This is a genomic window from Halomonas sp. PAMB 3264, assembly GCF_031954245.1.
In the GTDB taxonomy this organism is placed as follows: Bacteria; Pseudomonadota; Gammaproteobacteria; order Pseudomonadales; family Halomonadaceae; genus Vreelandella.
In genome coordinates, this window is sequence record NZ_CP134866.1 from 2057555 (window position 1) to 2080546 (window position 22992).

Annotated in this window: 18 protein-coding genes; 12 read left to right on the plus strand and 6 right to left on the minus strand. The window is 63.6% G+C overall.

Translation table 11 applies throughout. The annotated features are described in order from the left end of the window. The first annotated feature begins 38 nt into the window (after positions 1-38). The 5 genes from RN347_RS09250 to RN347_RS09270 all read left to right on the plus strand — a co-directional run bounded on the left by RN347_RS09250 (position 39) and on the right by RN347_RS09270 (position 4512). Positions 39-1322, plus strand: a complete 1284-nt coding sequence (locus RN347_RS09250) for a DEAD/DEAH box helicase (RefSeq protein WP_263587076.1) — start codon at positions 39-41, stop codon at positions 1320-1322. A gap of 79 nt (positions 1323-1401) precedes the next feature. Next, positions 1402-1905: a hypothetical protein gene (locus tag RN347_RS09255; RefSeq protein WP_311960841.1), complete on the plus strand. Its 504-nt coding sequence runs from the start codon at positions 1402-1404 to the stop codon at positions 1903-1905. Positions 1906-1907: 2 nt separating this feature from the next. Beyond that, entirely contained in the window at positions 1908-3116 is a 1209-nt protein-coding gene (locus tag RN347_RS09260) for an MFS transporter (protein ID WP_263587075.1), read from the plus strand. After that, positions 3113-4189 carry an asparaginase gene (locus RN347_RS09265; protein ID WP_263587074.1) on the plus strand — a complete coding sequence of 359 codons (1077 nt, stop codon included), beginning with the start codon at positions 3113-3115 and terminating at the stop codon, positions 4187-4189. Before RN347_RS09260 ends, RN347_RS09265 begins: the two co-directional genes overlap by 4 nt. 83 nt (positions 4190-4272) lie before the next feature. After that, positions 4273-4512: a DUF2789 domain-containing protein gene (locus RN347_RS09270; RefSeq protein ID WP_311960842.1), complete on the plus strand. Its 240-nt coding sequence runs from the start codon at positions 4273-4275 to the stop codon at positions 4510-4512. Between the two features lie 15 nt (positions 4513-4527). On the opposite strand, the gene RN347_RS09275 is transcribed toward RN347_RS09270, so the two are convergent. Together RN347_RS09275 and RN347_RS09280 are read right to left on the minus strand one after the other, a co-directional pair. Continuing rightward, positions 4528-5196, minus strand: coding sequence for a TVP38/TMEM64 family protein (locus RN347_RS09275; protein WP_263587072.1), 669 nt, complete (start codon positions 5194-5196; stop codon positions 4528-4530). Then, entirely contained in the window at positions 5189-5605 is a 417-nt protein-coding gene (locus tag RN347_RS09280) for an SRPBCC family protein (protein ID WP_311957984.1), read from the minus strand. The genes RN347_RS09275 and RN347_RS09280 overlap by 8 nt, the downstream gene beginning before the upstream one ends. Positions 5606-5804: 199 nt before the next feature. On the opposite strand from RN347_RS09280, the gene queC reads away from it, so the two are divergent. Genes queC through RN347_RS09300 form a run of 4 tightly spaced genes read left to right on the plus strand, consistent with a single transcriptional unit; the run spans position 5805 to position 8281 of the window. Then, positions 5805-6521, plus strand: a complete 717-nt coding sequence (queC, locus tag RN347_RS09285) for a 7-cyano-7-deazaguanine synthase QueC (RefSeq protein ID WP_311957985.1) — start codon at positions 5805-5807, stop codon at positions 6519-6521. Then, positions 6508-7152: a 7-carboxy-7-deazaguanine synthase gene (gene queE / locus RN347_RS09290; RefSeq protein ID WP_311957986.1), complete on the plus strand. Its 645-nt coding sequence runs from the start codon at positions 6508-6510 to the stop codon at positions 7150-7152. The genes queC and queE overlap by 14 nt, the downstream gene beginning before the upstream one ends. Then, the gene (locus RN347_RS09295; RefSeq protein WP_311957987.1) at positions 7152-7988 is read left to right on the plus strand and encodes a 6-carboxytetrahydropterin synthase; all 837 of its coding nucleotides are present in this window, start codon (positions 7152-7154) and stop codon (positions 7986-7988) included. Before queE ends, RN347_RS09295 begins: the two co-directional genes overlap by 1 nt. A gap of 2 nt (positions 7989-7990) precedes the next feature. Further along, complete coding sequence (locus tag RN347_RS09300; protein WP_263587067.1) at positions 7991-8281, plus strand: YkgJ family cysteine cluster protein; 291 nt, start codon at positions 7991-7993, stop codon at positions 8279-8281. A gap of 33 nt (positions 8282-8314) precedes the next feature. Here the strand turns inward: RN347_RS09300 and RN347_RS09305 are convergent, their stop codons facing one another. Both RN347_RS09305 and RN347_RS09310 read right to left on the minus strand, forming a co-directional pair. Continuing rightward, positions 8315-12214 carry an AAA family ATPase gene (locus RN347_RS09305; RefSeq protein WP_311957988.1) on the minus strand — a complete coding sequence of 1300 codons (3900 nt, stop codon included), beginning with the start codon at positions 12212-12214 and terminating at the stop codon, positions 8315-8317. 30 nt (positions 12215-12244) lie between these two features. Continuing rightward, positions 12245-12901 (minus strand): tRNA-(ms[2]io[6]A)-hydroxylase, encoded by a 657-nt coding sequence (locus RN347_RS09310; protein WP_263587065.1) that lies wholly within the window; start codon positions 12899-12901, stop codon positions 12245-12247. A gap of 500 nt (positions 12902-13401) precedes the next feature. Here RN347_RS09310 and acnB point away from each other — a divergent pair, with 500 nt between their 5' ends. The 3 genes from acnB (at position 13402) to RN347_RS09325 (ending at position 18626) form a co-directional block, all read left to right on the plus strand. Next, positions 13402-16005 carry a bifunctional aconitate hydratase 2/2-methylisocitrate dehydratase gene (gene acnB, locus RN347_RS09315; RefSeq protein WP_311957989.1) on the plus strand — a complete coding sequence of 868 codons (2604 nt, stop codon included), beginning with the start codon at positions 13402-13404 and terminating at the stop codon, positions 16003-16005. Between the two features lie 165 nt (positions 16006-16170). Continuing rightward, positions 16171-16677, plus strand: coding sequence for a ribonuclease E activity regulator RraA (gene rraA, locus RN347_RS09320; RefSeq protein WP_311957990.1), 507 nt, complete (start codon positions 16171-16173; stop codon positions 16675-16677). Positions 16678-16748: 71 nt separating this feature from the next. Continuing rightward, a complete protein-coding gene (locus tag RN347_RS09325; protein ID WP_311957991.1) occupies positions 16749-18626 on the plus strand; it encodes a glycerophosphodiester phosphodiesterase family protein in 1878 nt (625 codons plus the stop codon). Between the two features lie 28 nt (positions 18627-18654). Here the strand turns inward: RN347_RS09325 and ggt are convergent, their stop codons facing one another. Both ggt and ppsA read right to left on the minus strand, forming a co-directional pair. After that, entirely contained in the window at positions 18655-20445 is a 1791-nt protein-coding gene (gene ggt, locus RN347_RS09330; RefSeq protein ID WP_263587061.1) for a gamma-glutamyltransferase, read from the minus strand. Positions 20446-20592: 147 nt separating this feature from the next. After that, entirely contained in the window at positions 20593-22971 is a 2379-nt protein-coding gene (ppsA, locus tag RN347_RS09335) for a phosphoenolpyruvate synthase (protein ID WP_311957992.1), read from the minus strand. Positions 22972-22992: the final 21 nt, after the last annotated feature.

Here is a 22992-nt window from a genome sequence, read left to right on the forward strand (position 1 = left end):
GCGCACGAGCGCCTTCGCTGTGCGATGGCGGAGAACGCATGAGCTTTACCGAACTTGGTCTGCAGGACGACTTACTACGCGCCATTAGCACCCAGGGCTATACCCAGCCAACGCCCATCCAGCAAAAAGCCATCCCGCTGGTGCTGGCCGGGCGCGATTTGCTGGCCAGCGCCCAGACCGGCACGGGTAAGACCGCCGGGTTCACGCTGCCGCTGTTACAGCTTTTGAACAACGGCAAGCGCCCGGGCAAGCGCCAGGTGCGCGCGCTGGTGCTGACGCCGACGCGTGAGCTGGCCGCTCAGGTCGGTGAAAGCGTGACCGATTACGGCAAGTACCTGTCGCTCACGTCGCACATCATTTTCGGCGGCGTGGGCCAGAACCCGCAGGTCCAGGCGCTCAAGAACGGCCTCGACGTGCTGATCGCCACGCCCGGGCGGCTGATGGATCTGCAGCAGCAGGGCCACGTCGACCTCTCAAAAGTCGAAATCCTGGTGCTCGACGAAGCCGACCGCATGCTCGACATGGGCTTTATCCACGACATCAAGCGCATTTTGAAGCTGTTGCCGAACAAGCGGCAAAACCTGCTCTTCTCCGCCACCTTCTCCAACGAGATCCAGACGCTGGCCACCCAGCTTCTGGATAACCCGGCGCTGGTCGAAGTCGCCCCGCGCAACACCACGGCCGAGAAGATCGAGCAGAGCGTGTACCGCGTCGATCGGGAGAAAAAGCGCGAGCTTCTGGCGCACCTGATTAGCCAGCACGGCTGGTTCCAGGTGCTGGTGTTCACCCGTACCAAACACGGCGCCAACCGCCTGGCCGAGCAGCTCTCCAAGCAGGAGATTCCGGCCATGGCGATCCATGGCAACAAGAGCCAGGGCGCACGCACCCGGGCGCTGGGCGCGTTCAAAAGCGGCGATTTGCAGGTACTGGTTGCCACGGATATCGCCGCACGCGGGCTCGACATCGACGAGCTGCCCTTCGTGGTCAATTTCGATTTGCCCAACGTCGCCGAGGATTACGTCCACCGTATCGGGCGCACCGGACGCGCCGGCAGCAACGGCGAGGCGGTGTCGCTCGTTTGCGTTGACGAGCACGCGCTGCTGGCCGGCATCGAGAAATTGATCAAACAAACACTGCCGAAAAAGATTGAGCCTGGCTTCGAGCCCGACCCCAACGCCAAGCCCCAGCCGATCGAAAACGGTCGCCGCGGTCAGCGTCAACCCGGCGGCGGGCGCGGCCAGGGCCAACGCTCGGGCCAGGGCCAGAACCAGCGCCAGGGCGAAAAATCGGACAAGGCGCCGCGCCGGCGCGCCCGTCGCTAGCGCGGCGTCGGTGAATATGCGAAAGTCGTGCGCTTTCGGCGCGTGACTTTCGCGTCCAGCAGAACCTGTTCAGGGAGTGATTATGGCGTCTCAACGTATCAACGATTATCGGCAGTGGCTGGTCTTTCAACGCCAGGAGCAGCTGAGCCGCGAGCATCAGGGCATCAGTCAGCGTCTTGAAGATGCCAGGGTAACGCCCAACCAGGTGATCCAGGCCTACCGCAGCATGGCGGACAAGGCGGCCACCGAAGGCGCCTGCTACCGCACGCTGTTTCTGCGTGAAAGCGATGAAACCTCGGCGCTGGTGTGCGAAGGATGGCTGTTCATTCGCCGCGTACTCAGTGAAGGCAACACCACGCGCGTGCGCGCCACGCTTTTGGAAACCTTCACCCTCGACGACGGAATTCTTTCGCCTGGCGACAAGCCCGCGCGCAAGGTCACGCTCGAGATTTTCGAAAAGCTCGATATCAACAAGGGCATGCGCACCGACGTTCGCGTGGACTGCCTGGAAACGCCCGAAGATTATCACTTCATCACCCTGATGGATGTCGCTCGGGGCGACCTGCGACCCCACCTTAAGTAGTCATGGCTTCGAAGCGAGCGCTATCGTTTATCGCCCTGATGTTCGTGGTGGGGCTGAACCTGCGCCCGGCGCTTTCATCGGTGGCGCCGCTTCTCAACCGCTTGCAGGAAAACGCCGGGCTTAGCCCGGCGGCGGCGGGCCTTTTGACCACCCTGCCGGTACTCTCACTAGGCCTCGCTGCACCTCTAGCCCCGCTGCTCTCGCGCCGACTGGGCGCCGAGCGGGCGCTCAGCGCGGCTCTTGCGCTTTTGACCGCGGCACTGCTTTTGCGCCCCGTGCCGCTAGATGGGGCGCTGTTCGTCGCTACCGCCCTGGCGGGCGCTTCCATCGGCATTGCGGGCACATTGCTGCCGGGGCTCGTCAAACGTGAGCTGCCCCAAAGCGCGGACCTTTTGACCGGGCTTTACACCATGGCGCTCTGCCTTGGCGGCGCGCTGGGGGCCGGGCTCTCCGTTCCTTTGGCGAACGCGCTGGGCGGCTGGCCCTTGAGCCTGGCAAGCTGGGGGCTGCTCGCGCTTGCCTCGCTGGTGCTGTGGGTCTCGTTTGCGCCCAAACCGACCGCGAGCGTTCAAACAGCCACCGCCAGCGCGTCGCTGTCGGCGCTTTTGCGCCAGCCCCTGACTTGGCAGATCATGCTCTACATGGGGCTTCAATCCTCCATGGCCTATATCGTCTTTGGCTGGCTGCCGTCGCTTTTGATCTACCGAGGCTACGGGGAGAGCGAGGCGGGATTTCTCATGGCGGTCTCGATCGTGTGTCAGCTCGGCTCGGCGCTCGGCGCCCCCTGGCTTGCGCGCCTGGGCCGTGACCAGCGCCCGGCGCTTTTTGCCATGCTCGCCGCGACCGCGCTGGGGCTGTTCCTTTTGATGATCGCCCCGCTTGGCTGGCGCTGGCTGGGCGCACTGTCACTCGGCGTGGGCCAGGGCGGCTGTTTCAGCCTGGCACTCGGGCTTTTGGTGCTGCGCACCGCTAACGCGGGGCTTGCCGGAAAACTCTCCGGGCTCGTTCAGGGCGGAGGCTATACCATCGCCGCGGCCGGCCCGTTTGGGGTGGGTCTTTTGCTGGAAGTCGGCGCGCGTATCGAGCACATTGCCTGGCTCTTGTTGGCGCTGATCGGGGTCTGCGTCGTTTTCGCCCATCTGGCCGGTCGCAACCGCCAGCTCGACGACGCCAGCGGCAGGCTTCACGTTACTCGACAGGACATTGCATGAACAAGGCTCCCAGGCTTCTCGACGACGCCCGCCGCGGCGAGCGCGTGCTCGTAATCTACACCGGCGGTACGATCGGCATGCACGCCAGTGCCTCTGGCCTGGCGCCCGGTAGCGGCTTCGATACGCGCCTTGCACGCGCGCTGGAAACACTCTCGATCGATGAGCAGAGCAGGCTTCCGGCGTTCGACGTCGAAAGTCTCGAGCCGCTGATCGACTCCAGCGCGGCCACCCCGCTCACCTGGCAGCGCATCGGCGCGCTGATCGCCGAGCGCTTTGTCGACTATCGGGGGTTCGTGGTTCTTCACGGCACCGATACGCTGAGCTTCACCGCCTCGAGCCTTGCCTACCAGCTCCAGGGACTCGACCGGCCGGTGATCGTGACTGGCGCCATGCAGCCGCTGGAAGCACCCAACAGCGACGCCCTCGCTAACATCCATGGCGCGCTGCGCTACGCCGCAAGCCCCACGCTCAAGGAGGTGGGGGTCTACTTCGCTGGAAAGCTTCTGCGCGGCGCACGAAGCGTCAAACAGCACAGCGAAGCCCCCCACGCGTTTGAAAGTCCCAACTACCCGCTTTTAGGCGAGCGCGTAGGCGAGGATGTCATCGAGTACCCAAGCCGAGGGCTTGGCGCTAGCCAGCGCGGCGCGCCCCGTTTCGAGCTTGCAAGCTACGCGCCGCTTGCCCAGGGCGAAGTGGCCCGCATTGCGCTCTGGCCCGGCATCAGCGCCTGGCAGCTGGAAGCGCTTTTGGGAGATGCGCGCGTGAAAGGCGCGCTGCTCCAGCTTTGGGGAGCGGGCAATCTGCCCGGCGATCCGGCGCTTCTCGCCGTGCTGGCTAGGGCCTGCGGCGAGGGCAAACTGCTCGCCGCGGTGAGCACCTGCCCTCAGGGGAGCGTTCGTTTCAGCACCTACGCCGCGGGCGCGGGGCTTTTCGATGCCGGCGTGCTATCAGGGGCGGACATGACGCCAGAGGCCGCCCTCACCAAACTCGTTCATCTGTTGGCGCAACCGATCGGTGAAGCGGACCGCCGCCAGCGCTTTTTGACGCCGCTGGTAGGCGAGCGCCAGGGCTAAGCTGGCGCCGTGCGATATTCGGACTATTTTTTTAAGGCAAGGCTCAGCCTTGTCGATGACAACCCAAGGAAAGGAAGAAAATGATGGATCAACCCGTACACGAATTCAGCGATCTCTTCGAGCAGCTGGGGCTTGCCTCGGACAGGGCCTCCATCGAAGCGTTCATCGAGAAACAGGGGCCGCTTCCGGCGTCCACGCCGATTGCCGAAGCAAGCTGCTGGAACGACGCTCAGGCGGCGTTTTTGCGCGAAGCGATTGCCGACGATGCGGACTGGGCCGAGGTCGTGGGCCATCTTGACGCCGCCATGCACCAGCCGCACTGACATTCCCCCCTTTTTTTAGTGCCTTTCGCGCGCCGCGTCCACGCGGCGCCGATACCACGCCCCGGCCAGTAACAACAGCGTCAGCGCCAGAAGCGGCAACAGCATGTCGAACTGCAGCGCGTTCTCCTGCTCGATCGCTTCGAGCGTCTTATAAATCGCGCTACTGTACACCCCCCACTTGATCGAAAGTCCCAGCGCCGCCGCGGCGAGATAGGGTTTGAGTGCGAGCCCGCCAAGCCCGGCGGCGTAGTTGATCACCGAATGGGGAAAACCCGGTAAAATCCTGAGCGCGCACTGCGTCAGCATATCGCTTCGCCGCTCGAGCGTTTGCATCACGCGCGCAGTAAGCCCGCTGGGGGTTATCCGCGCGCGAAACCGCGCAGCCAGAAGGTAAGCGACCCAGGCGCCGGCGACGCTGCTCAGGGTGAGCATCAGGGTCGCGGCCAGCGGCGGATAGAACGGCGCGATCAGCCAAAGCCCGATACTGCCGGGAAGCCCGATGGCAAGTGTGGCCGCCATGATCAGCATGACGCTTGCGATGATGGCCGGGTGATGGGACGTGTCGGCGGCCCAACGCTTGAGAGCCGACAAATTCGGCGAGTACCAGAGCCAGACGTAACCAAGCATTGCCAGCAGGGCGAACAGCGCCACCCAGCGCCAGCAGAAATACCCGTGTCTAGCCATTGAGCCTTGCTTCGACCCGGTCAAGGATCTGCCGGCTCACCTTGCCGACCATGGGTTTGGCGGCCTTGTTGACGGCTTTTTCCATCAAACGGTTGCGAATGTCATAGGTCAGGGTGAGCGAGACGCGCGTGCCCTCCCCGACCGGCTCTAGCCGGTAGCGCCCCTGGTTTTTCACCCCATCAAGCGACTCCCAGGCAAGCGTGTGGGGGGCGTCTATCTCGGTGACCTCGACATCGAAGGCCCAGTCCATGCCGACGGCGCGAACGTGCCAGCGGTAGCGGTTGTCCCCGAGCGTGTCGATCGAGTGGATCATATCGGAGTAGTCGGCGAAATCCTCGACGCGCCGGAGCAGTTCGAATACCTGTTCGGGCGGAGCGTGGACGATTTCGCTATGTTCTATGGTCGCCATGAGTGCGTCTCGAAAAGCTGAATGAACGTGCGGGGCGCCGCGCTCAAGGTGCGAACGTGCCAACGCTCTGGCGTAGGGTAGCCCGGGCGTGGGCGCTAGCCAAGCGCGCCATGAGTGCGTAAACTGCGCTGCGTTCCGGACCGGACCCCGGACTCTTGCCGTCAAGGCTCAATAAATTCTCCGGCCAGCGAGTATTAGCATGTCATCCCCTTCCTGTACACACTCCCCCGCCACCGTGGTGATCTACTCCGGCGGCATGGACTCCTTTACCGTTCTTCATCGCGCCTTGAAAGAAGGTCTTGGCGTACACGCGCTCTCCTTCGACTACGGCCAGCGCCACCGCCGCGAGCTCGACACCGCCAAAAAGGTGTGTGAAACGCTCGAGATTCCTCATCAGGTGGTGGACATTCGCGCCATTCACGGGCTGATCGACAACTCCGCGCTGACCAACGACGCCGCAGCCATGCCCGATGCCGACTACGCCGAAGAGAATCTGCAGGCGACGGTGGTGCCCAATCGCAACATGATCCTATTGTCGCTGGCCATCGCCAAGGCGGTAAACATCGGCGCCGGGCGTGTCGACTACGGCGCCCACGGCGGCGATCACGTGCTCTACCCGGACTGTCGCCCGGCGTTTGTCGAGGCGATGCGCCACGCCGCCGCGATCGCCAACTTCGAACCCATCGAGGTGCACGCGCCCTATCTTGCCGCCACCAAGGCCGAGATTCTGCGCGAGGGCCTGGCCATGGGGCTCGACTACCGCGACACCTGGACCTGCTACGATGGCCGCGAACTCGCCTGCGGGCGCTGCGGCAGCTGCCGCGAGCGCCTGGCCGCCTTTGCCGAAAACGGGGTGACCGACCCGCTCGAGTACGCCTCGACCAATGATTCGGAGGCGAGCGATGTATCACGTTAAGGAAGCGTTCTACACCCTGCAGGGCGAAGGTGCCCAGGCGGGGCGGGCCAGCGTATTTTGTCGTTTTACTGGCTGCAATCTGTGGTCCGGTCGCGAGGTGGACCGCGAGACCGCCGCGTGCACCTTCTGTGATACCGACTTCATCGGCGTGGACGGCGAAGGCGGCGGGCGTTTTCATGATGCCGCAGCACTGGCCGAGCATCTCAAGGCGCTATGGCCCGAGGCCGCCAGCGGCGCCGTGCCCTACGTGGTGTTTACCGGCGGCGAGCCGCTTTTGCAGCTCGACACCGCACTGATCGAGGCCATCAAGGCGAAAGGCTTCGAGATCGGAGTGGAAACCAACGGGACTGTCCGCGTGCCCCCGGGCATCGACTGGCTCTGCGTCAGCCCCAAGGGAGCCACGACGCTCAAGGTACTGGCCGGCGACGAGTTGAAGCTCGTCTACCCGCAGCCTGAGGCCACCCCAAAACGCTTCGAGGCGCTCGACTTTACCCACTTCTTCCTTCAGCCGATGGACCAGGGCACGCCCGCGGACAACCAGGCCCGTGTCCGTGCCACCACCGCCTACTGCATGGCCCATCCACGCTGGCGGCTGTCGCTTCAGACGCACAAGATCGCAGGATTCGCCTAATGGCCCTTTTCGTTAAAGAACTCAGTCATATCGATGTCTCGGTCTGGTGCCCGCAAAACGGCCTGACCGGCGTGAGCTGGCAGGTGGATGCCAGCCTGGAAGGCGAGCTTGGCGAGGACGGTATGCTGTTCGATTTCGGTCGCGTCAAACCCTTCATCAAGAAGACGCTCGACGCCGGGGTCGACCACACGCTACTGGTACCGGTGCAGGCGCCGGGCGTGAGTGTCGAAGCCTGCGACGAAGGTCTTTGCGTGCGTGCCACCGCGCCCTACGCATTTGAGGTGCGCGGCCCACTCCAGGCCTTTACGTTGATCGAGGCAGCCACCATCGAGCGCGCCGCACTCGCCGACTCGATCAGCCAAACGCTGACCCGGACCTGCCCGGAGAACGTCGAACGGGTGACGCTTACGTTTTTTGACGAGGTCATCGACGGCGCGGCCTATGGCTACAGCCACGGGCTGAAGCGTCACGACGGCAACTGCCAGCGTATCGCCCACGGTCACCGCTCGCGCCTCGAGATTTATCAGCACGGCGAGCGCCAGCCGGCGATCGAGCGTCGCTGGGCAAGCTGGCTCGACCAGCGCTACCTGCTCGAGCGCGCCGATATCGATACGCAAGGCGAAACACGGCTGACGTGTCGCTACATGGCCGGCGAAGGCGCGTTCGCGCTGACCCTGCCGGTGGAGCGCTGCGCGGTGTTGCCCTACCCAACCACCGTCGAGAACATCGCCCGCTGGCTCGCCAGAGAGATCGCAAGCGAGACGGGCACGCCGACGCGGGTACACGCGTTCGAGGGCTTCAACAAGGGCGCCACCGGCGAGAGCGAGGGGGTGTGAGCATGGCGGCGCTGATTGCCAGAGAGAAGCCCGCCGCCCCCAACGGCGGCTGTCGCGCCGGCTGCGGGGCGTGCTGTATTGCGCCATCGATCAGCTCCGCCATTCCGGGCATGCCCGGCGGCAAGCCTGCCGGCGTTCGCTGCGTCCAGCTCGATGACGACAACCTGTGCCGGCTATTTGGCGATCCGCGCCGGCCAGCGGTTTGCGCGCGGTTCGTGTTCGATCACGACGTGTGCGGGGAGCGCCGCGACCAGGCGCTAGCCACGCTCGCCTGGCTCGAGGCGAGTACCTGACTCGCCTCGACCGACTCACCTGGAACCGGCGTTTTAGCCCTCCATCCCGGCGGGCTGCGGCAGGCGCCGTTCCAACAGGTTGATCCAGCGCACCAGCACCGGCGCATCGCTGTGGCTGACGCTTGAAAGCTTTTCACGGAAGAGCTCACGCGTCTTTCGATCCTCCGGGGCAATATGGGTCAGCCAGAACTCGAGCGCGGCGAGCTCGTGGTGGCGATTGCCCTGCTCGCGAGCGTGGTCGATGGCAAGTTCGGTCAGCGCGGTCACCTCGCTTTTCGAGTAACCCTGCAGATGACGCACTTTGGCAAGCTGGGTGGCGATCTCCGGTAAAAACAGGCTGCTGCGTTCACGGGCGATGGTCAGGCACTGATCCAGATACTCCTCAGCGGTAGAGAGCTCCCCAAGCTCGATACAGGCGTCGGCGTACCAAAGCACCGGACGCTGAAAGCGGTCACGCCCATTGAGCTCCGCCATCTGATCGAGACTCTCCTTGAGCCTTGATAGCCCCGCCGGGTCACCGCTGAGCGCCTGCTGCCAGCCAAGCACGCCCTGAGCGGAGATTTGCCATAGCTGTAGATCCGGTGTCGCGGTCATCGCCGCGGCGCGCTCGGCGTGGCGCGCCGCCAAGTGAACGTGACCGAGCTGACGATAGAGCGCGGTGGCGAACATCAGGGCGATGGCAAGCGTACCGGGGTGGCCAATTTTCTCGGCCAGACGAATCGCCGCGGCGATATGGCGCTCGGCACGCTGGTAATCGCCGCGAAGGCACAGCGTCCAGCCCTGAAAGCAGGCCGCGCTCACCTGGGGGTGCTCCGAGAACGGCAGCCACTCGATCATCATCGGCGCATTGAGCGGGTCGAGCTCGTTGAAGTGGTCGAACGCCTGAGCGATACGTCCAGCCCAGTACTCGCACTGGGCGCCGGCGTAGTCGGCGAGCCGGCCATAGCGCGGATCCTCCAGCCGCTTGGCGATATTGGAAAGCGTCGCGGCAAGCGCAAAGGCGTCGGCGTGGGCATAGCGCTGGCTGCGGCTCAACCAAAGCCCCCACTTGACCAGAAAGATCTGCTCGAGATCCTCCGGGTCCTCGAGCGGGTCGCCTCCCGCGTCGCGCAAAAGCTCCCGGGCGCTGACGAAACACTCGTGAGCGGTCGGCGAGCCGTGGCCTTCAAGGGCGAAAGCAGCCTGGCCCTTGACGGTGAGAAGACTCACTTCGCGCTCTAGGTGATCCGCCGCCTCTCCCAGACAGCCCAGACCGAAATCTGCCATCTTGAGCGCGGTGCGGTTGGCGCTGACCTTGAGCGCCTCACGGGCAGCGAGTTCGAAGTAGCGCGCGGCGCGGGTTTGGTGGCCACTGCGGCGCAGGTGATTGGCAAAGTCGCCGGGGTGACGGCTGATCCACATCGGAAAGCGCTCTTCGATCAGCGTGACGACCTGCTGATGAAGCGCGCTGCGCACGTCCTTCGGGCAGGAGAGGTACGCCGCTTCGTGCAGCAGCTGATGGCTGAACTGATACTCGCTCTCAATGCCGGGCTGCTCGAAGGCATCGATGATTTCGAGCTGGCGCATATGCTCCAGCGCCTTCAATAGCCGGCTCTTGTCGGTCTGACTGGCGGCGAGCAGCATGTCGAAGCGAAAACGCCGGCCGAGCACCGCCGCCACGTGAGCAATGTCGCGGTCGCGCTCGAGCTGGTCGACCCGGCTGGTCAGAAGGCCCAAAAGGCCCTTGGGCAGCTCGTTGAACTGCACGCTGCGACCTTCTCGACGATCCATGTCCAGCCGCCGGCAGATCTCCTGTAGATAGAGCGGTACGCCATCGCAGCGCTCGACGATCTGATTCTTGAGCCTTGGACTCAGGTGGATCTGATAGCGTTTGGCAAGCTGGGTCAAAAGCCGCCCGGACTGGCCAGCGTCGAGTTTGCCAAGCGATATCTGCTGGTCCCAGTGCAGCTTGACTGGCAGCGGCTCGCGGCCGTGGTGGCTGGCCACCAGCATGAAGGCGGTGTTGATGGGAAGCCTGGCCTGCAGCCCGGTCAGCACCTTGAAAGAGGGTTCGTCGAGCCACTGCAAATCGTCGATCATCAGAAGCAGCGTGCGGCTTTGCGCCTCGCGCTCGATCAGCCGATGTAGAAGCCTTGCGACCAGCTCCACGGCGTCGCCGTTTTGGGTGAGCTGGGCACTATCCTCGACTTCCCGCGCGCCCAGAGCCTGCTCCAAAAGCTCCTGGCGCGCCTCGTCGAGGGGCGTGATCTCGAGCGTTTGCTGCAGCGCGTGGAGCGTTTCCAGATCACACGCTTTTTGGCAGTGCCAGGCAAGCAGCTGGCGGGCGACGCCGTAGGGCTCCAGTACCGAAAGGCGCGTGGTGGGCAGCCAGCACACCGCCGCGTCGCGACTGAGCTCCAATTGGCGAAAACCGACCATCAGCGCGGACTTGCCCATGCCCGTGCCGCCGCGCACCAGAATGCTCTGGCGCAGCCCGATGCTCGCCCGCGCCTGGCCGTCGCGCAGCGCTCTCAACGCGGTTTCGCGGCCGATGAGACTCGGCGGCGTGGCATCACGCCCGCCTTCGTTTTGCCCCAACACCAAAGCGCGCAGGCGCACGCGGCCATCACTGGCCACCAGCCGCGACGAAAGCCTGGGCTGCAAGTCGAGCGCCGGCGGCATGTGCTGGCTCGCCTCTTGCGAAATCACCAGCTCACTGCCTTCGGCGGCGCTCATCAGCGACAGCGAAAGCTGGGTCACCTGGCCCAGGGGGTCGGCAAGCTGGCGCTCGGGCAGATAGACGACCCGGCCGCTGTTGAGCCCGGCGGCGAGCTCGAAACTCGGCGCCTGCTGCTCGATACTCCAGCGCCGCGTGATCTCCTGGGGCAGCGCCTGGCGGCAGTGCTCGTAAAGCGCTACCAGCTCGGCGAGCTGGTGGGCCGGGCCGTGGGTGCCGAAGCAGGCAAGCCCTACCCCGCCGGTCGCCCCGGGAAGCCAAAAGCCGCCCAGGTGATGGCACTGCTGCTCCAGCCAGCGCAAAAGCTCGAGCTGGAGCGTCAGGCAGTGGCGCATGGCGCCGCGCTCCTGCCAGTCGCCCTTGAGCGTCAGGCGAATGGCCATGACCGAGAGCTGACGTAGCTCGATCTCGTCCTCGCGCAGCGGCTTGCTGTCGGCGGCCAGCGCCCTCGAGTAGGCGCCCTGGGGGCTGACGATCTGCGTCTCGACCTGGCCGTCGGACCAGTAGCTTGCCAGCTGTAGAAAGCCAGGTTCGGGCTGCTGTCCCGAGAGCGCCAACAGCTGCAGATAACTTTGATACTGCTCGTGGGCCGCGGCCATGTGATTGTTTTCGGCGAGCTGGCGTACCAGCCGTTCGTGAAACGGACCGTAACCCGAGAAGCTGCTGACCAGCTCCTCGATCACCGCGTCCGGCACGTCGCTTTGCGTCTCGAGTACCTGTTCGGCGAAGCGGATCACCCGCTGGCGCCACTCGTTGCGCGTCTGTACCAGCCAGCGCTGAAACTCGCTGCAGTTGGCAAGCGACAGCTCTTCGACCAGATCGCCCTGGTAACAGGCCATCACCGCCTCGAGCCTATCGAGATCCGCCGGGCCTTCGAGCAGCGTTTGCAGCTCGTGCAGATCGACCTGCCAGTGCGCCGGCAGGTTGAAGGCGATGGTCTGACGCGACACGTTGAGCACCGTGTCGGCGTTGTCGCCAAGCGACTGGCGCAGACAGTGAAGGGCGTGGCGCAGGTTGGTGCGCCCGGAGGAGAGCCCCTGATCCGGCCAAAGCAGCTCGGCGAGCGCAGCGCGGTTGACGGGCTGGCGATGCAAACACAAATAAATCAGCAGCGCCTTGACTTTGTCGTAGCTGAAATGGGTCAGTACGTCCTCTCCCAGCGACAGGGAGAAATGGCCAAAAAGGGTCAGCTTGTCGATCTGCTTGGCATCGCGCATGAGACTCATCCTGTCTGGACGGGGCTCGACTTAAGCCGGCACACCGCTATGAAAACGAAATGCTGTATCGGTTGAGGTGATCAGCTCGGCTTCACGCGCCACGAAAAAAGCGATGCGATCATCGATCGGCTCTGCCGTTTGCTGCCGCGCCAGCAGCAGGTAATCCTCGAAGTGGCGCCCTTCCGACTTGACCAGCGTGCGATAGAACCGGGCGAGCTCTTCATCGAGGTAGGGAATCAGCCGCGCGAAGCGCTCGCAGCTGCGCGCCTCGATCAAGGCACCAATGATCAGGATATCGATCAGCCGCTCCGGCTCGTTGGCGCGCAGGTGCTGTCTGAGCCCTTCGGCGTAGCGCGACGCGCTCAGGTGGGTATAGGTAACGCCGCGACGTTCCATCAGCCCGACCACCTGCTCGAAATGCAGAAGCTCCTCGCGGGCGAGCTGCGACATTTTGGAAAGCAGCAGTGGCTGGTCGACATGGCGATATAGAAGATGCATCGCCGTGGAGGCAGCTTTCTTTTCGCACTGAGCGTGATCGATCAGCAGCGTTTGCGGGTTGGCCAGCGCCCAGCCAAGCCACGCATCCGGCGTTTTACATGCCAGAAAAGCGCTGAGGCTTTCCGGCAGCAGGTCTTCGGCGCCAAGCGCGTGATCCTGCGACTTCAATTCGGCTAACTCTATCGACATATACGGTTACCAAGCGCCTTTGCTAATGAAATACGGTACAACGCCCTGGCGCGGCGTCCGTGTCTTCGGGTCATCGTCATTTTTCAAACGTTGACGGCAAAACCATAGCACGTATTTAACTCAACTTTGGCCACGGTTTGCGCCCGGCGTAGCGCTTTGGCGGAGTCTTGACCGTTGACAGCCGCCCGCGCCTTTAACGCTCTCATTATTAAATGGTCTATAGCGGTGTGATTGCAAACGGCTTTTAACGTGATACGCGTGTGCGCGGCGAACATTGACATCTCGACTGATCAAGAAAAGCCTGTTTAAACGGGCGTTTGTCACGCTGGGGAGACCGCACAAAAGGTCAGTGGGGCTGCTCGCTTAACATTGTCGACAGTTTCACGTAGAATCGCCGCCATCCACCAGACGCTGCCTTTCAAGCGACTATCACGTGCCCAGGCATGCCCGAAACCGTGCGGGCTGGCCGGGTACCATCAAGAAAACGAGAGGGCCCCAACGTGCTTGAAGCTTATCGCCAACATGTCGAGGAACGCGCCGCCGAGGGCGTACCACCCAAGCCCCTGAACGCCGAACAGACCGCGGCCTTGATCGAGCTTTTGAAAAACCCGCCGGCCGGCGAAGAGGAGTTCGTTTTAGATCTGCTCACCAACCGTATTCCGCCGGGCGTCGACGAAGCCGCCTACGTCAAGGCGGGCTTTCTAACCGCCGTTGCCAAGGGTGAAACCGATTCACCGCTGGTCGACAAGACGCACGCAGTCAAGCTTCTGGGCACCATGCAGGGCGGCTACAACATCGTCTCCCTGGTCGAGCTTCTCGATAACGAGGAGCTTTCCAGGGAAGCCGGCGAGCAGCTCAAGCACACTATTTTGATGTTCGATGCCTTCCACGACGTGGAAGAGCGCGCCAAAAACGGCAACGCCGTGGCGAAAGACGTCATCGCCTCCTGGGCCGAGGCGGAGTGGTTCCTCTCCAAGCCTGCGCTCGAGGAAAAGATCACCCTGACCGTGTTCAAGGTGCCCGGCGAAACCAACACAGATGATCTGTCCCCGGCGCCTGACGCCTGGTCGCGCCCGGATATTCCGCTGCACGCCAACGCCATGCTCAAAAACGAGCGCGAAGGCATCAAGCCCGAAGTGCCCGGCTCGCGCGGCCCGCTCGATCAGATCAACGAGATCAAGGAAAAAGGCTACCCGGTCGCCTACGTTGGCGACGTCGTAGGAACCGGCTCCTCACGCAAGTCCGCGACCAACTCGGTGCTGTGGTTCTTCGGTGACGACATGCCGTACGTGCCCAACAAGCGCGCCGGCGGCTTCTGCTTTGGCGGCAAGATCGCGCCGATCTTCTTCAACACCATGGAAGACTCCGGGGCGCTTCCCGTCGAAATGGATGTCGAGAAGCTCGAGATGGGCGATATCATCGATATCTACCCTTACGAGGGCAAGGTGTGCAAGCACGGCACCGATGAGGTCCTCACCACGTTCGAACTCAAGACCCAGCTGATTCTGGATGAAGTACGCGCCGGTGGCCGTATTCCGCTGATCATCGGCCGTGGCCTGACCGGCAAGGCGCGCGAGTCCCTCGGCCTTCCCGCCTCGGACGTATTCCGCCTCTCCGAGCAGCCCAAGGATACCGGCAAGGGCTTTACCCTGGCCCAGAAGATGGTCGGCAAGGCCTGCGATCTTCCCGGCGTGCGCCCGGGCATGTACTGCGAGCCGAAGATGACCACCGTTGGCTCGCAAGACACCACCGGCCCGATGACCCGCGACGAGCTCAAGGATCTGGCGTGCCTGGGCTTCCAGGCGGATCTGGTGATGCAGTCGTTTTGCCACACCGCGGCCTACCCCAAGCCCGTGGACGTGGATACCCACCACACCCTGCCCGACTTCATCATGAACCGCGGCGGCGTCTCGCTTCGCCCGGGTGATGGCATCATCCACAGCTGGCTCAACCGTATGCTGCTGCCGGACACCGTCGGCACCGGCGGTGACTCGCACACCCGCTTCCCGATGGGCATCTCCTTCCCCGCGGGTTCTGGTCTGGTCGCCTTTGCCGCCGCCACCGGCGTCATGCCGCTGGACATGCCGGAGTCGGTACTGGTGCGCTTCAAGGGCAAGCGCCAGCCTGGCGTTACGCTTCGCGATCTGGTCCACGCGATTCCGCTTTACGGCATCAAGCAGGGGCTTCTGACCGTTGCAAAGTCCGGCAAGAAGAACGCCTTCTCCGGCCGTATTCTCGAAATCGAAGGTCTCGAGGATTTGACCGTCGAGCAGGCCTTCGAGCTTTCCGATGCCTCCGCCGAGCGTAGTGCGGCGGGCTGCACCATTACGCTGTCTGACGAGAGCGTGACCGAATACCTGAAGTCGAACATCACGCTTTTGAAGTGGATGATCGCCAACGGCTACGGTGATGAGCGTACCATTAGCCGGCGCATCGAAGGGATGGAAGCTTGGCTTGCCAATCCGAGCCTGATGCGCGCGGACAAGGACGCCGAGTACGCCGAGATCATCGAAATCGATCTCGACGAAATCAAGGAGCCGGTGCTGTGTGCGCCGAACGACCCGGACGATGCGCGGCTTCTGTCCGACGTTGCCGGCGAGAAGATCGACGAAGTCTTCATCGGCTCGTGCATGACCAATATCGGGCACTTCCGCGCGGCGGGTAAACTGCTCGAGAAACAGCCGGCGGGCAGCCTCAAGACACGTTTGTGGCTGGCACCGCCGACCAAGATGGATCAGCATCAGCTGACCGAAGAAGGGTACTACGGTATCTACGGCCGCGCCGGGGCGCGGATGGAAATGCCGGGATGTTCACTGTGTATGGGTAACCAGGCCCGCGTCGAAGCGAAAAGCACCGTGGTGTCTACGTCTACACGTAACTTCCCGAACCGTTTGGGCGATGGTGCCAACGTGTACCTTGCCTCGGCGGAACTGGCGGCGGTTGCCGCCGTCGAAGGCCGCCTGCCAAGCGTTGAAGAGTACCAGCGTTACATGGGTGAATTTGACGCCATGGCCGGCGAGATCTATCGTTACATGAATTTCCACGAAATCGAGGAGTATCAGAAGATTGCCTCGAACGTGATTCCGGTTGCTCAGGAAGCCTAACCGCTTTGTGGTAACCGACCCATCGCCGATGCTCGCACCATCGCAGAGGGGTTATCCGTTTTCCTCTCTGAGCCGATGACCGAACGCCCCGCTCCTCTTTTGAGGGCGGGGCGTTTTTTATCGCTCGCTTTCACCCGTTTCGTTTTTGCCAAGGAGTGCTGCCCCATGACGACCCTGCCCGCCTCTCCCTCAGGCCTTGTGACCCCGGATTTATGCGACGCTCACCCGGACGTGGCCGTGCTCGACCCGCTGTTCGTGAACCTGGGCGGTCTCGACGCCTTTTTCGGCCCCGTGCGCACGATCAAGTGTTTCGAGGACAACTCGCGGGTCAAGGAGGCGGTAGCCGAGCCTGGCAACGGCGCGGTGCTGGTGGTCGATGCCGGCGGCTCCTATCGCTGCGCGATGCTTGGCGACATGCTCGCACTCAAGGCGGCGGAGAACGGCTGGGCAGGGGTGGTCATGTTTGGCTGCGTGCGCGACGTGGATATTCTGGCGACGCTTCCCCTTGGGGTGATGGCGCTGGGAAGCCACCCGCGCAAAAGCGAGAAAAACGGCGAGGGACAGCGCGACATTCCCGTCACCTTCGGCGGTGTGACGCTGACACCGGGTCAGTGGCTCTACGCCGATAACAACGGCATCCTGGTGTCCGACACCGAGCTCGCTCTCGACTAGAGAATGCGCACTGATCGACCATCGGGCGCGGCGCCGGCGCCGCGCGCTCCATCACTTCGAACGTGTTTGCCATGCAGCCGCTGAAACCGCTGGGCCGTGCCCTTTACCGAACGCTCAAGGATCACTTGAGACCGCTGATCGCTTTTCATCTGCTCTATACGCTGCTGGCCTCGGCGCTTTTACTGCCGGCCATCGGCTGGCTGTCGCAAAAGCTTTTAGCCAAGCTCAACCGCACCGTCATCACCACCGAGGCGCTGACCGCGCTGCTTTTTAGCCCGTTCGGGCTTTTGACGCTGTCGGTGGGGCTCTGGTTCGCGTTTTTGCTGATCTATTGGCAACAGGCCGGCATGCTGGTCGTGGCGACCCGGCCGCGCAACAACCACTACCAACTCGCCTTCGAGGCGCTGTGGCAAAGTACCCGACGCCTGCCTGCGCTTGCCGGGCTGGTCGTCGTTCAGGTGGGGTCACACCTGCTGCTGCTGGCGCCGTTCATGGTCGCGCTCGCCTGGCTTTATGATGCGCTGCTCGGCGGCATCGACCTTTACTATCTTCAGCGCATTCGCCCGCCAGTGCTTTGGTACTTTCTGGCCTGCGCGCTGCAGCTGGTGCTTGGCTGGATGAGCCTCGCCGCCTGGCTTTATCTTCGCTGGATGCTGGCGCTCCCTTTGGTCGCCCTGACGCGCTGCTCGCCTTTATCGGCGCTCAAACAGAGCGTGCCGCTCACCCGAGGCTGGCGCCGCTCGATCGGCGTGGTGGTGCTCACGCTGCTGGTGCTGATCGTGGCGCTACCGGTGCTCGTCACCTGGCTTTTTGACCTGGTCGTCACCCCGCTTCTCTGGTGGCTACCGGAGCGAAGCGCGGTGCTGATTCCAGCGATGCTTGCCTACCTCACTAGCTTTGTGCTGATCACGCTGACCATCACGTTTCTCGGCATTGCGCTGAACGCGCTGCTCTCGGCCTGCCTTTACCAGCAGCTTGGCAGAGGCGAACCGTCGCCTGCGCCCGGCGAGCGTTCCAGCCGCTTCACCTGGGCGCTGGAGCTTGCAGTACTGGCATTTGCCGGACTGCAGGCCTGGTGGATTCTCAACAGCTTCGAGCTGGGCGACAACGTCAAGGTGATCGCCCATCGTGGCAGCTCCATGGTAGCGCCGGAGAATACGCTTTCCGCGGTGCGCCGGGCGCTCGAGGATCGCATCGACTACGTGGAGCTCGACGTACGCCTCACCGCCGACGATGCGGTGCTTTTGTACCACGACCGAAGCCTTACGCGCCTGACCGGCGACCCACGCGACTTCATTGAGCTGACCCGCGAGGAGCTCTCCGGCTTCGATGTGGGCAGCTGGTTCGGCGACGCCTTCGCAGGCGAAGCCATTGCCGGGCTCGACGAGACGCTGGAAACGGTGCGCGGTCGGGCGGGGCTGATGATCGACATGAAAGCCGCCCCGGAAAACCAGCAGCGCCTCGCCGAGGCGGTGCTGGCGGCGCTGGATAGGGAATCGGATATTCGCTATCGCTGCTGGGCGCGCCAGCCAAGCGCGCTGAATGCCATGAGTGAGTGCGGCTTTCCCAACGCGCTTTTGGAGATGCGCGTGGCGACCATGACCCCCGCGATTGCGCGCTTCATCAAGGAGCAGGCGCCTGCGCTACGCGTAACGCTGCTGGCTCAGCTCATCCTGCCGGGCACCCTTGACCGGCGTCAGTTCGACGCCTTGGGGCTGAGACACAACCGCATCACCCACCAGGAGATCGAACTCGCCGCGCGCTACGGCTACGAAATTCACGCCTGGACGGTGAACGACCGCGCGCGGATGTCGACGCTGATCGACCTGGGCGTCGACGCGATCATCACCGACTACCCGGAGCGGCTCAACGCGCTCAAAAAAGACCGCCAACGCTTGAGCGATGGCGGTCTGATGCTGGTGAAGCTGCGCAACTGGCTACGCGAGTAGCCCGCTGTAAAAGGCTATTCGCCCATGGCTACTCGCCCATGACCACGCCTTCGCGGCGGGGGTCGGCGCCGCCGAAGAGCGTGCCGTCTTCCAAGCGGCGAATCGCCTGAAGGCCGCTGGTCAGCTCGCGCTCGCTGACGTTGTGCCCACGCTCCATGAGCGAGCCGATGGTGGCCTCGGGAAAGCGCCCCTCCTCGAGCCAGACATCGCCGCCAAGGGTCACCGCGTGGGGCAGGTTCAGCGCCTCCTGAGCACTCAGGCCCCAGTCGCGCATGGCCAGAAGCGTTCGCGCGGTGTAGGAAATGATTGCGGCGCCGCCCGGGGAGCCCAGGCTTGCAACGAAGTCGCCGCTCTCCTGGTCGAACACCAGCGTCGGGCTCATGCTCGAGCGCGGGCGCTTGCCGGGCTCGACCCGGTTGGCCACCGGCTCACCGTCGACTTCGGGCGTGAACGAAAAATCGGTCAATTCGTTGTTGAGCATATAACCACCGGCAAGCTCGGTGCCGCCGTCGGCCATGATGCGCGACCCGAATGCCTGCTCGATGGTGGTGGTCATGGCCAGGGCGTTGCCCTCTTCATCGACGATACTGATGTGGCTGGTGCCGTACTCGGGTTGGGTCGGCTGGCTTGCGTAGCTCACCTCGAACTCGCCGGGGTTCCCGGGCTCGGCGCTCTCACCCATGCTCGACTCTTCGATCAACTGGCTGCGGCTTTCCAGGTAGGCCGGCGCCAGCATGGTGGTCCAGTCGCCGCCCGGCGCCTCGACGAAGTCCGGGTCGGCGATATAGCGGTTGCGATCAGCAAAGGCGAGCCGTGACGCCTCGAGAAACTGGTGAAGCCAGCCGCTGCTGGCCGCACCGTTGTCCAGCGGCGCTTCGACCATGGGCTGGCTTTCGAGCATGCCGAGAATCTGCATCACCGTCAGGTGCCCGGAGGACGGCGGCGGAAAGCCGCACACACGCCACTGCTGCCAGGGCGTACAGATCGCCTCGCGATTGACGCTTTCGTAACCGCCTAGATCATCGAGCGTGATCGCGCCGGGGCGCTGTGGGTGGTTTTGCACGCGCGCAACCAGATCCTCGGCGACGTCGCCTTCATAAAACGCGCGGCTGCCTTCATCGGCAATACGGCGCAGCACCGCGGCAAGCGCCGGGTTGGTCAGCGTCTCGCCGACCGCGAGCGCCTCGCCCGCCTCGTCATAGTAAAAGCGCGCCGCCAGCGGGTCATCGCGCAGCGCCGGGTCGTCGGCCAGGCTCGTGTGCAAACGCTGGCTCACTTCAAAGCCCTCTTCGGCCAGCGTAATCGCCGGCACGAACAGCGAGGCCCAGTCCAGCTGGCCGTGGGCGGCGTGGGCGGTCTCCAGCATCTTGAGCGTGCCGGGCACGCCCACCGAGCGCCCGCTTGCCACCGCGTCCATGAACGCCATCGGCTCGCCGTCTTGCATGAAGAGGTTTTCATCCACCGCCTGCGGTGCGGTTTCGCGGCCATCGAAGGCGCTGACGTTTTCGCCGTCGTAGTACATCAAAAAGGCGCCGCCGCCGATGCCGCTGGACTGCGGCTCGACCAGGGTCAGCACCATCTGCACCGCGATGGCGGCGTCCAGGGCGTTACCGCCGGCCTTGAGGATTTGATACCCCGCGTCGGTCGCCAGCGGGTTGGCGGCGGCCACGGCGAATTTCTCATTGGCCCAGCCCGGCTTTTCCTCATAGCCCGATCCTACCTCCGGCGTCACCGCGGGCGTTTCGTAGGTGAAGCCAAAGCTGTAAAGCGGCACCAGCAGCAGGCCGGTCAGGGGCAGCGTTGCCCGTAGTAACTGCATGATCACTCCTTTGACGTCTCAACGCGTAAACGCCGGCACATCTGAACGGAAAAAACGGGGTTCGACACTCACTCAACAAGATAGCCTATAAAACGCATCCGCCCGGCACAATGGCCGGGCGGGTCGAGGCTTAAAAAACGTATCGATTTAGGCGATGGTTTCACCGGCCAGCATGAACCAGGTTTCCAGCACCGCGTCCGGGTTGAGCGAAACCGAGTCGATGCCCTGCTCCATCAGCCATTTGGCAAGCTCCGGATGATCCGACGGCCCCTGACCGCAAATGCCGACGTATTTTCCTTTCGCCTTGCACGCCTGGATCGCCATGGAGAGCAGTTTTTTGACCGCCTCGTTACGCTCGTCGAACAGGTGCGCGACGATACCGGAGTCACGATCGAGCCCAAGCGTTAGCTGGGTCAAATCGTTGGAGCCGATCGAGAAGCCGTCGAAGTACTCCAGAAACTCGTCGGCCAGCAAGGCGTTTGCCGGCAGCTCGCACATCATGATCACTTTCAGGCCGTCCACGCCGGCGCTGCGCTCCAGGCCGTTGGCGGCGAGCAGCTCGACGACCTGTTTCGCCTCGCCGGTCGTACGCACGAAGGGCACCATGATCTCGACGTTCTTGAAGCCCATTTCATCGCGTACTCGCTTGAGCGCTTTGCACTCGAGCTCGAAACAGGGCCGAAACGATTCGGACACGTAGCGCGAAGCGCCGCGAAAGCCGAGCATCGGGTTCTCTTCGCCGGGCTCGTAAAGCTTGCCGCCGATCAGGTTTTCGTACTCGTTGGACTTGAAGTCCGACAGGCGCACGATCACGCGCTGCGGATAGAACGCCGCCGCCAGCGTCGAGATACCCTCGACGAGCTTGTCGACGTAGAAGCTGACCGGGTCATCGTAGCCGGCGGTGCGAGCGTCGATCACCTGCTTGAGATCCGGCGTCTGGCGGTCGTACTCCAGAAGTGCCTTGGGGTGAACGCCGATCATGCGGTTGATGATGAACTCGAGGCGCGCAAGGCCCACACCGGCGCTGGGTAGCCCGGCAAAGCCAAAGGCGCGGTCCGGGTTGCCGACGTTCATCATAATCTTGAACGGGATGTCCGGCATGGCGTCGACGCTCGACACCTTGCACTCGTAATCCAGAAGTCCTTCGTAGACGTTGCCGGTGTCGCCTTCGGAGCAGGACACCGTGACGTCCACACCCTCGCGCAGCGCCGTGGTGGCATCGCCACAGCCCACGACCGCGGGAATGCCGAGCTCGCGGGCGATGATCGCCGCGTGGCAGGTGCGCCCACCGCGGTTGGTGACGATCGCCGAGGCGCGCTTCATGATCGGCTCCCAATCCGGATCGGTCATGTCGGTCACCAGGATATCGCCGTCATGGATCTTGTCCATTTCGTCCGGCGTCATCACGATCTTGACCGTACCGCTGCCGATCCGCTGGCCAATGGCGCGCCCGGTGATCAGCTTGCGCCCCTTCTCTTTCAGGTGGAAGCGCTCGAGCTTGCCGCCCTCCTGCTGGGAAACCACGGTTTCCGGGCGCGCCTGAACGATATAGAGCTTGCCGTCGTCGCCGTCCAGCGCCCACTCGATGTCCATTGGCCGCTGGTAGTGCTTCTCGATAATCATCGCCTGGCGGGCAAGATCCATGACCTGCTCATCGTTGATACAAAAGCGTCCGCGATCGGAAAGCGGCACGTCGACGGTGGCCACGGACTTGCCGGCGCTGGCGCTTTCACCGTAAACCATCTTGATCAACTTGGAACCGAGCGTGCGGCGCAGTACCGCCGGGCGGCCGGCTTCAAGGGTCGGCTTGTGAACGTAGAACTCGTCCGGGTTGACCGCGCCCTGCACCACGGTTTCTCCCAGCCCCCAGGAGGCGGTGACGAACACCGCGTCACGGTAGCCGGACTCGGTATCGAGAGTGAACATGACGCCGGAGGCGCCGGTTTCCGAGCGCACCATTTTCTGAACGCCGGCGGAGAGCGCCACGTTTTCGTGGGCGTAGCCGCGGTGCACGCGGTAGGAGATCGCACGGTCGTTGAACAAGGAGGCGAACACTTCGTGCACGGCGCGTTTGACGTTATCGAAGCCTTCGATGTTGAGGAAGGTCTCCTGCTGGCCGGCAAAGGAGGCGTCCGGCAAATCTTCCGCGGTGGCGGAGCTGCGCACCGCGGCCTTGAGATTCGGGTGGCGCTCCTGAAGTGCCGAGTAGGCATCGCGCAGCGCGGCCTCGAAACTCGGCGGCAACGGCGTATCGATGATCCACTGGCGGATGGTGCTACCCGCCTCGGCAAGCGCCTTAACGTCGTCGACGTCCAGACGCGCCAGCAGCGCGTTGATACGGTCGTTCAAGCCTTCATGGGCGAGAAATTCGCGATAGGCGTGAGCGGTGGTGGCAAAGCCGCCAGGAACGGTGACACCGGCTTCCGCCAGGTTGGAGATCATCTCGCCGAGCGAGGCGTTCTTGCCGCCCACGCGCTCGACGTCGTTCATGCCCAACTGCTCGAACCACACAATGTACTCTTGCACGCAACACCCCTTTTGTCTTCA

What these genes read in the sequence shown, in the direction of transcription:
- RN347_RS09280 (WP_311957984.1), bottom strand. Translation starts at nt 5,605, where the DNA reads ATGGCGACCATAGAACATAGCGAAATCGTCCACGCTCCGCCCGAACAG.
- queC (WP_311957985.1), top strand. Translation starts at nt 5,805, where the DNA reads ATGTCATCCCCTTCCTGTACACACTCCCCCGCCACCGTGGTGATCTAC.
- RN347_RS09305 (WP_311957988.1), bottom strand. Translation starts at nt 12,214, where the DNA reads ATGCGCGATGCCAAGCAGATCGACAAGCTGACCCTTTTTGGCCATTTC.
- RN347_RS09300 (WP_263587067.1), top strand. Translation starts at nt 7,991, where the DNA reads ATGGCGGCGCTGATTGCCAGAGAGAAGCCCGCCGCCCCCAACGGCGGC.
- RN347_RS09310 (WP_263587065.1), bottom strand. Translation starts at nt 12,901, where the DNA reads ATGTCGATAGAGTTAGCCGAATTGAAGTCGCAGGATCACGCGCTTGGC.
- RN347_RS09275 (WP_263587072.1), bottom strand. Translation starts at nt 5,196, where the DNA reads ATGGCTAGACACGGGTATTTCTGCTGGCGCTGGGTGGCGCTGTTCGCC.
- RN347_RS09295 (WP_311957987.1), top strand. Translation starts at nt 7,152, where the DNA reads ATGGCCCTTTTCGTTAAAGAACTCAGTCATATCGATGTCTCGGTCTGG.
- RN347_RS09250 (WP_263587076.1), top strand. Translation starts at nt 39, where the DNA reads ATGAGCTTTACCGAACTTGGTCTGCAGGACGACTTACTACGCGCCATT.
- RN347_RS09270 (WP_311960842.1), top strand. Translation starts at nt 4,273, where the DNA reads ATGGATCAACCCGTACACGAATTCAGCGATCTCTTCGAGCAGCTGGGG.
- RN347_RS09260 (WP_263587075.1), top strand. Translation starts at nt 1,908, where the DNA reads ATGGCTTCGAAGCGAGCGCTATCGTTTATCGCCCTGATGTTCGTGGTG.
- ggt (WP_263587061.1), bottom strand. Translation starts at nt 20,445, where the DNA reads ATGCAGTTACTACGGGCAACGCTGCCCCTGACCGGCCTGCTGCTGGTG.
- queE (WP_311957986.1), top strand. Translation starts at nt 6,508, where the DNA reads ATGTATCACGTTAAGGAAGCGTTCTACACCCTGCAGGGCGAAGGTGCC.
- rraA (WP_311957990.1), top strand. Translation starts at nt 16,171, where the DNA reads ATGACGACCCTGCCCGCCTCTCCCTCAGGCCTTGTGACCCCGGATTTA.
- RN347_RS09325 (WP_311957991.1), top strand. Translation starts at nt 16,749, where the DNA reads ATGCAGCCGCTGAAACCGCTGGGCCGTGCCCTTTACCGAACGCTCAAG.
- RN347_RS09265 (WP_263587074.1), top strand. Translation starts at nt 3,113, where the DNA reads ATGAACAAGGCTCCCAGGCTTCTCGACGACGCCCGCCGCGGCGAGCGC.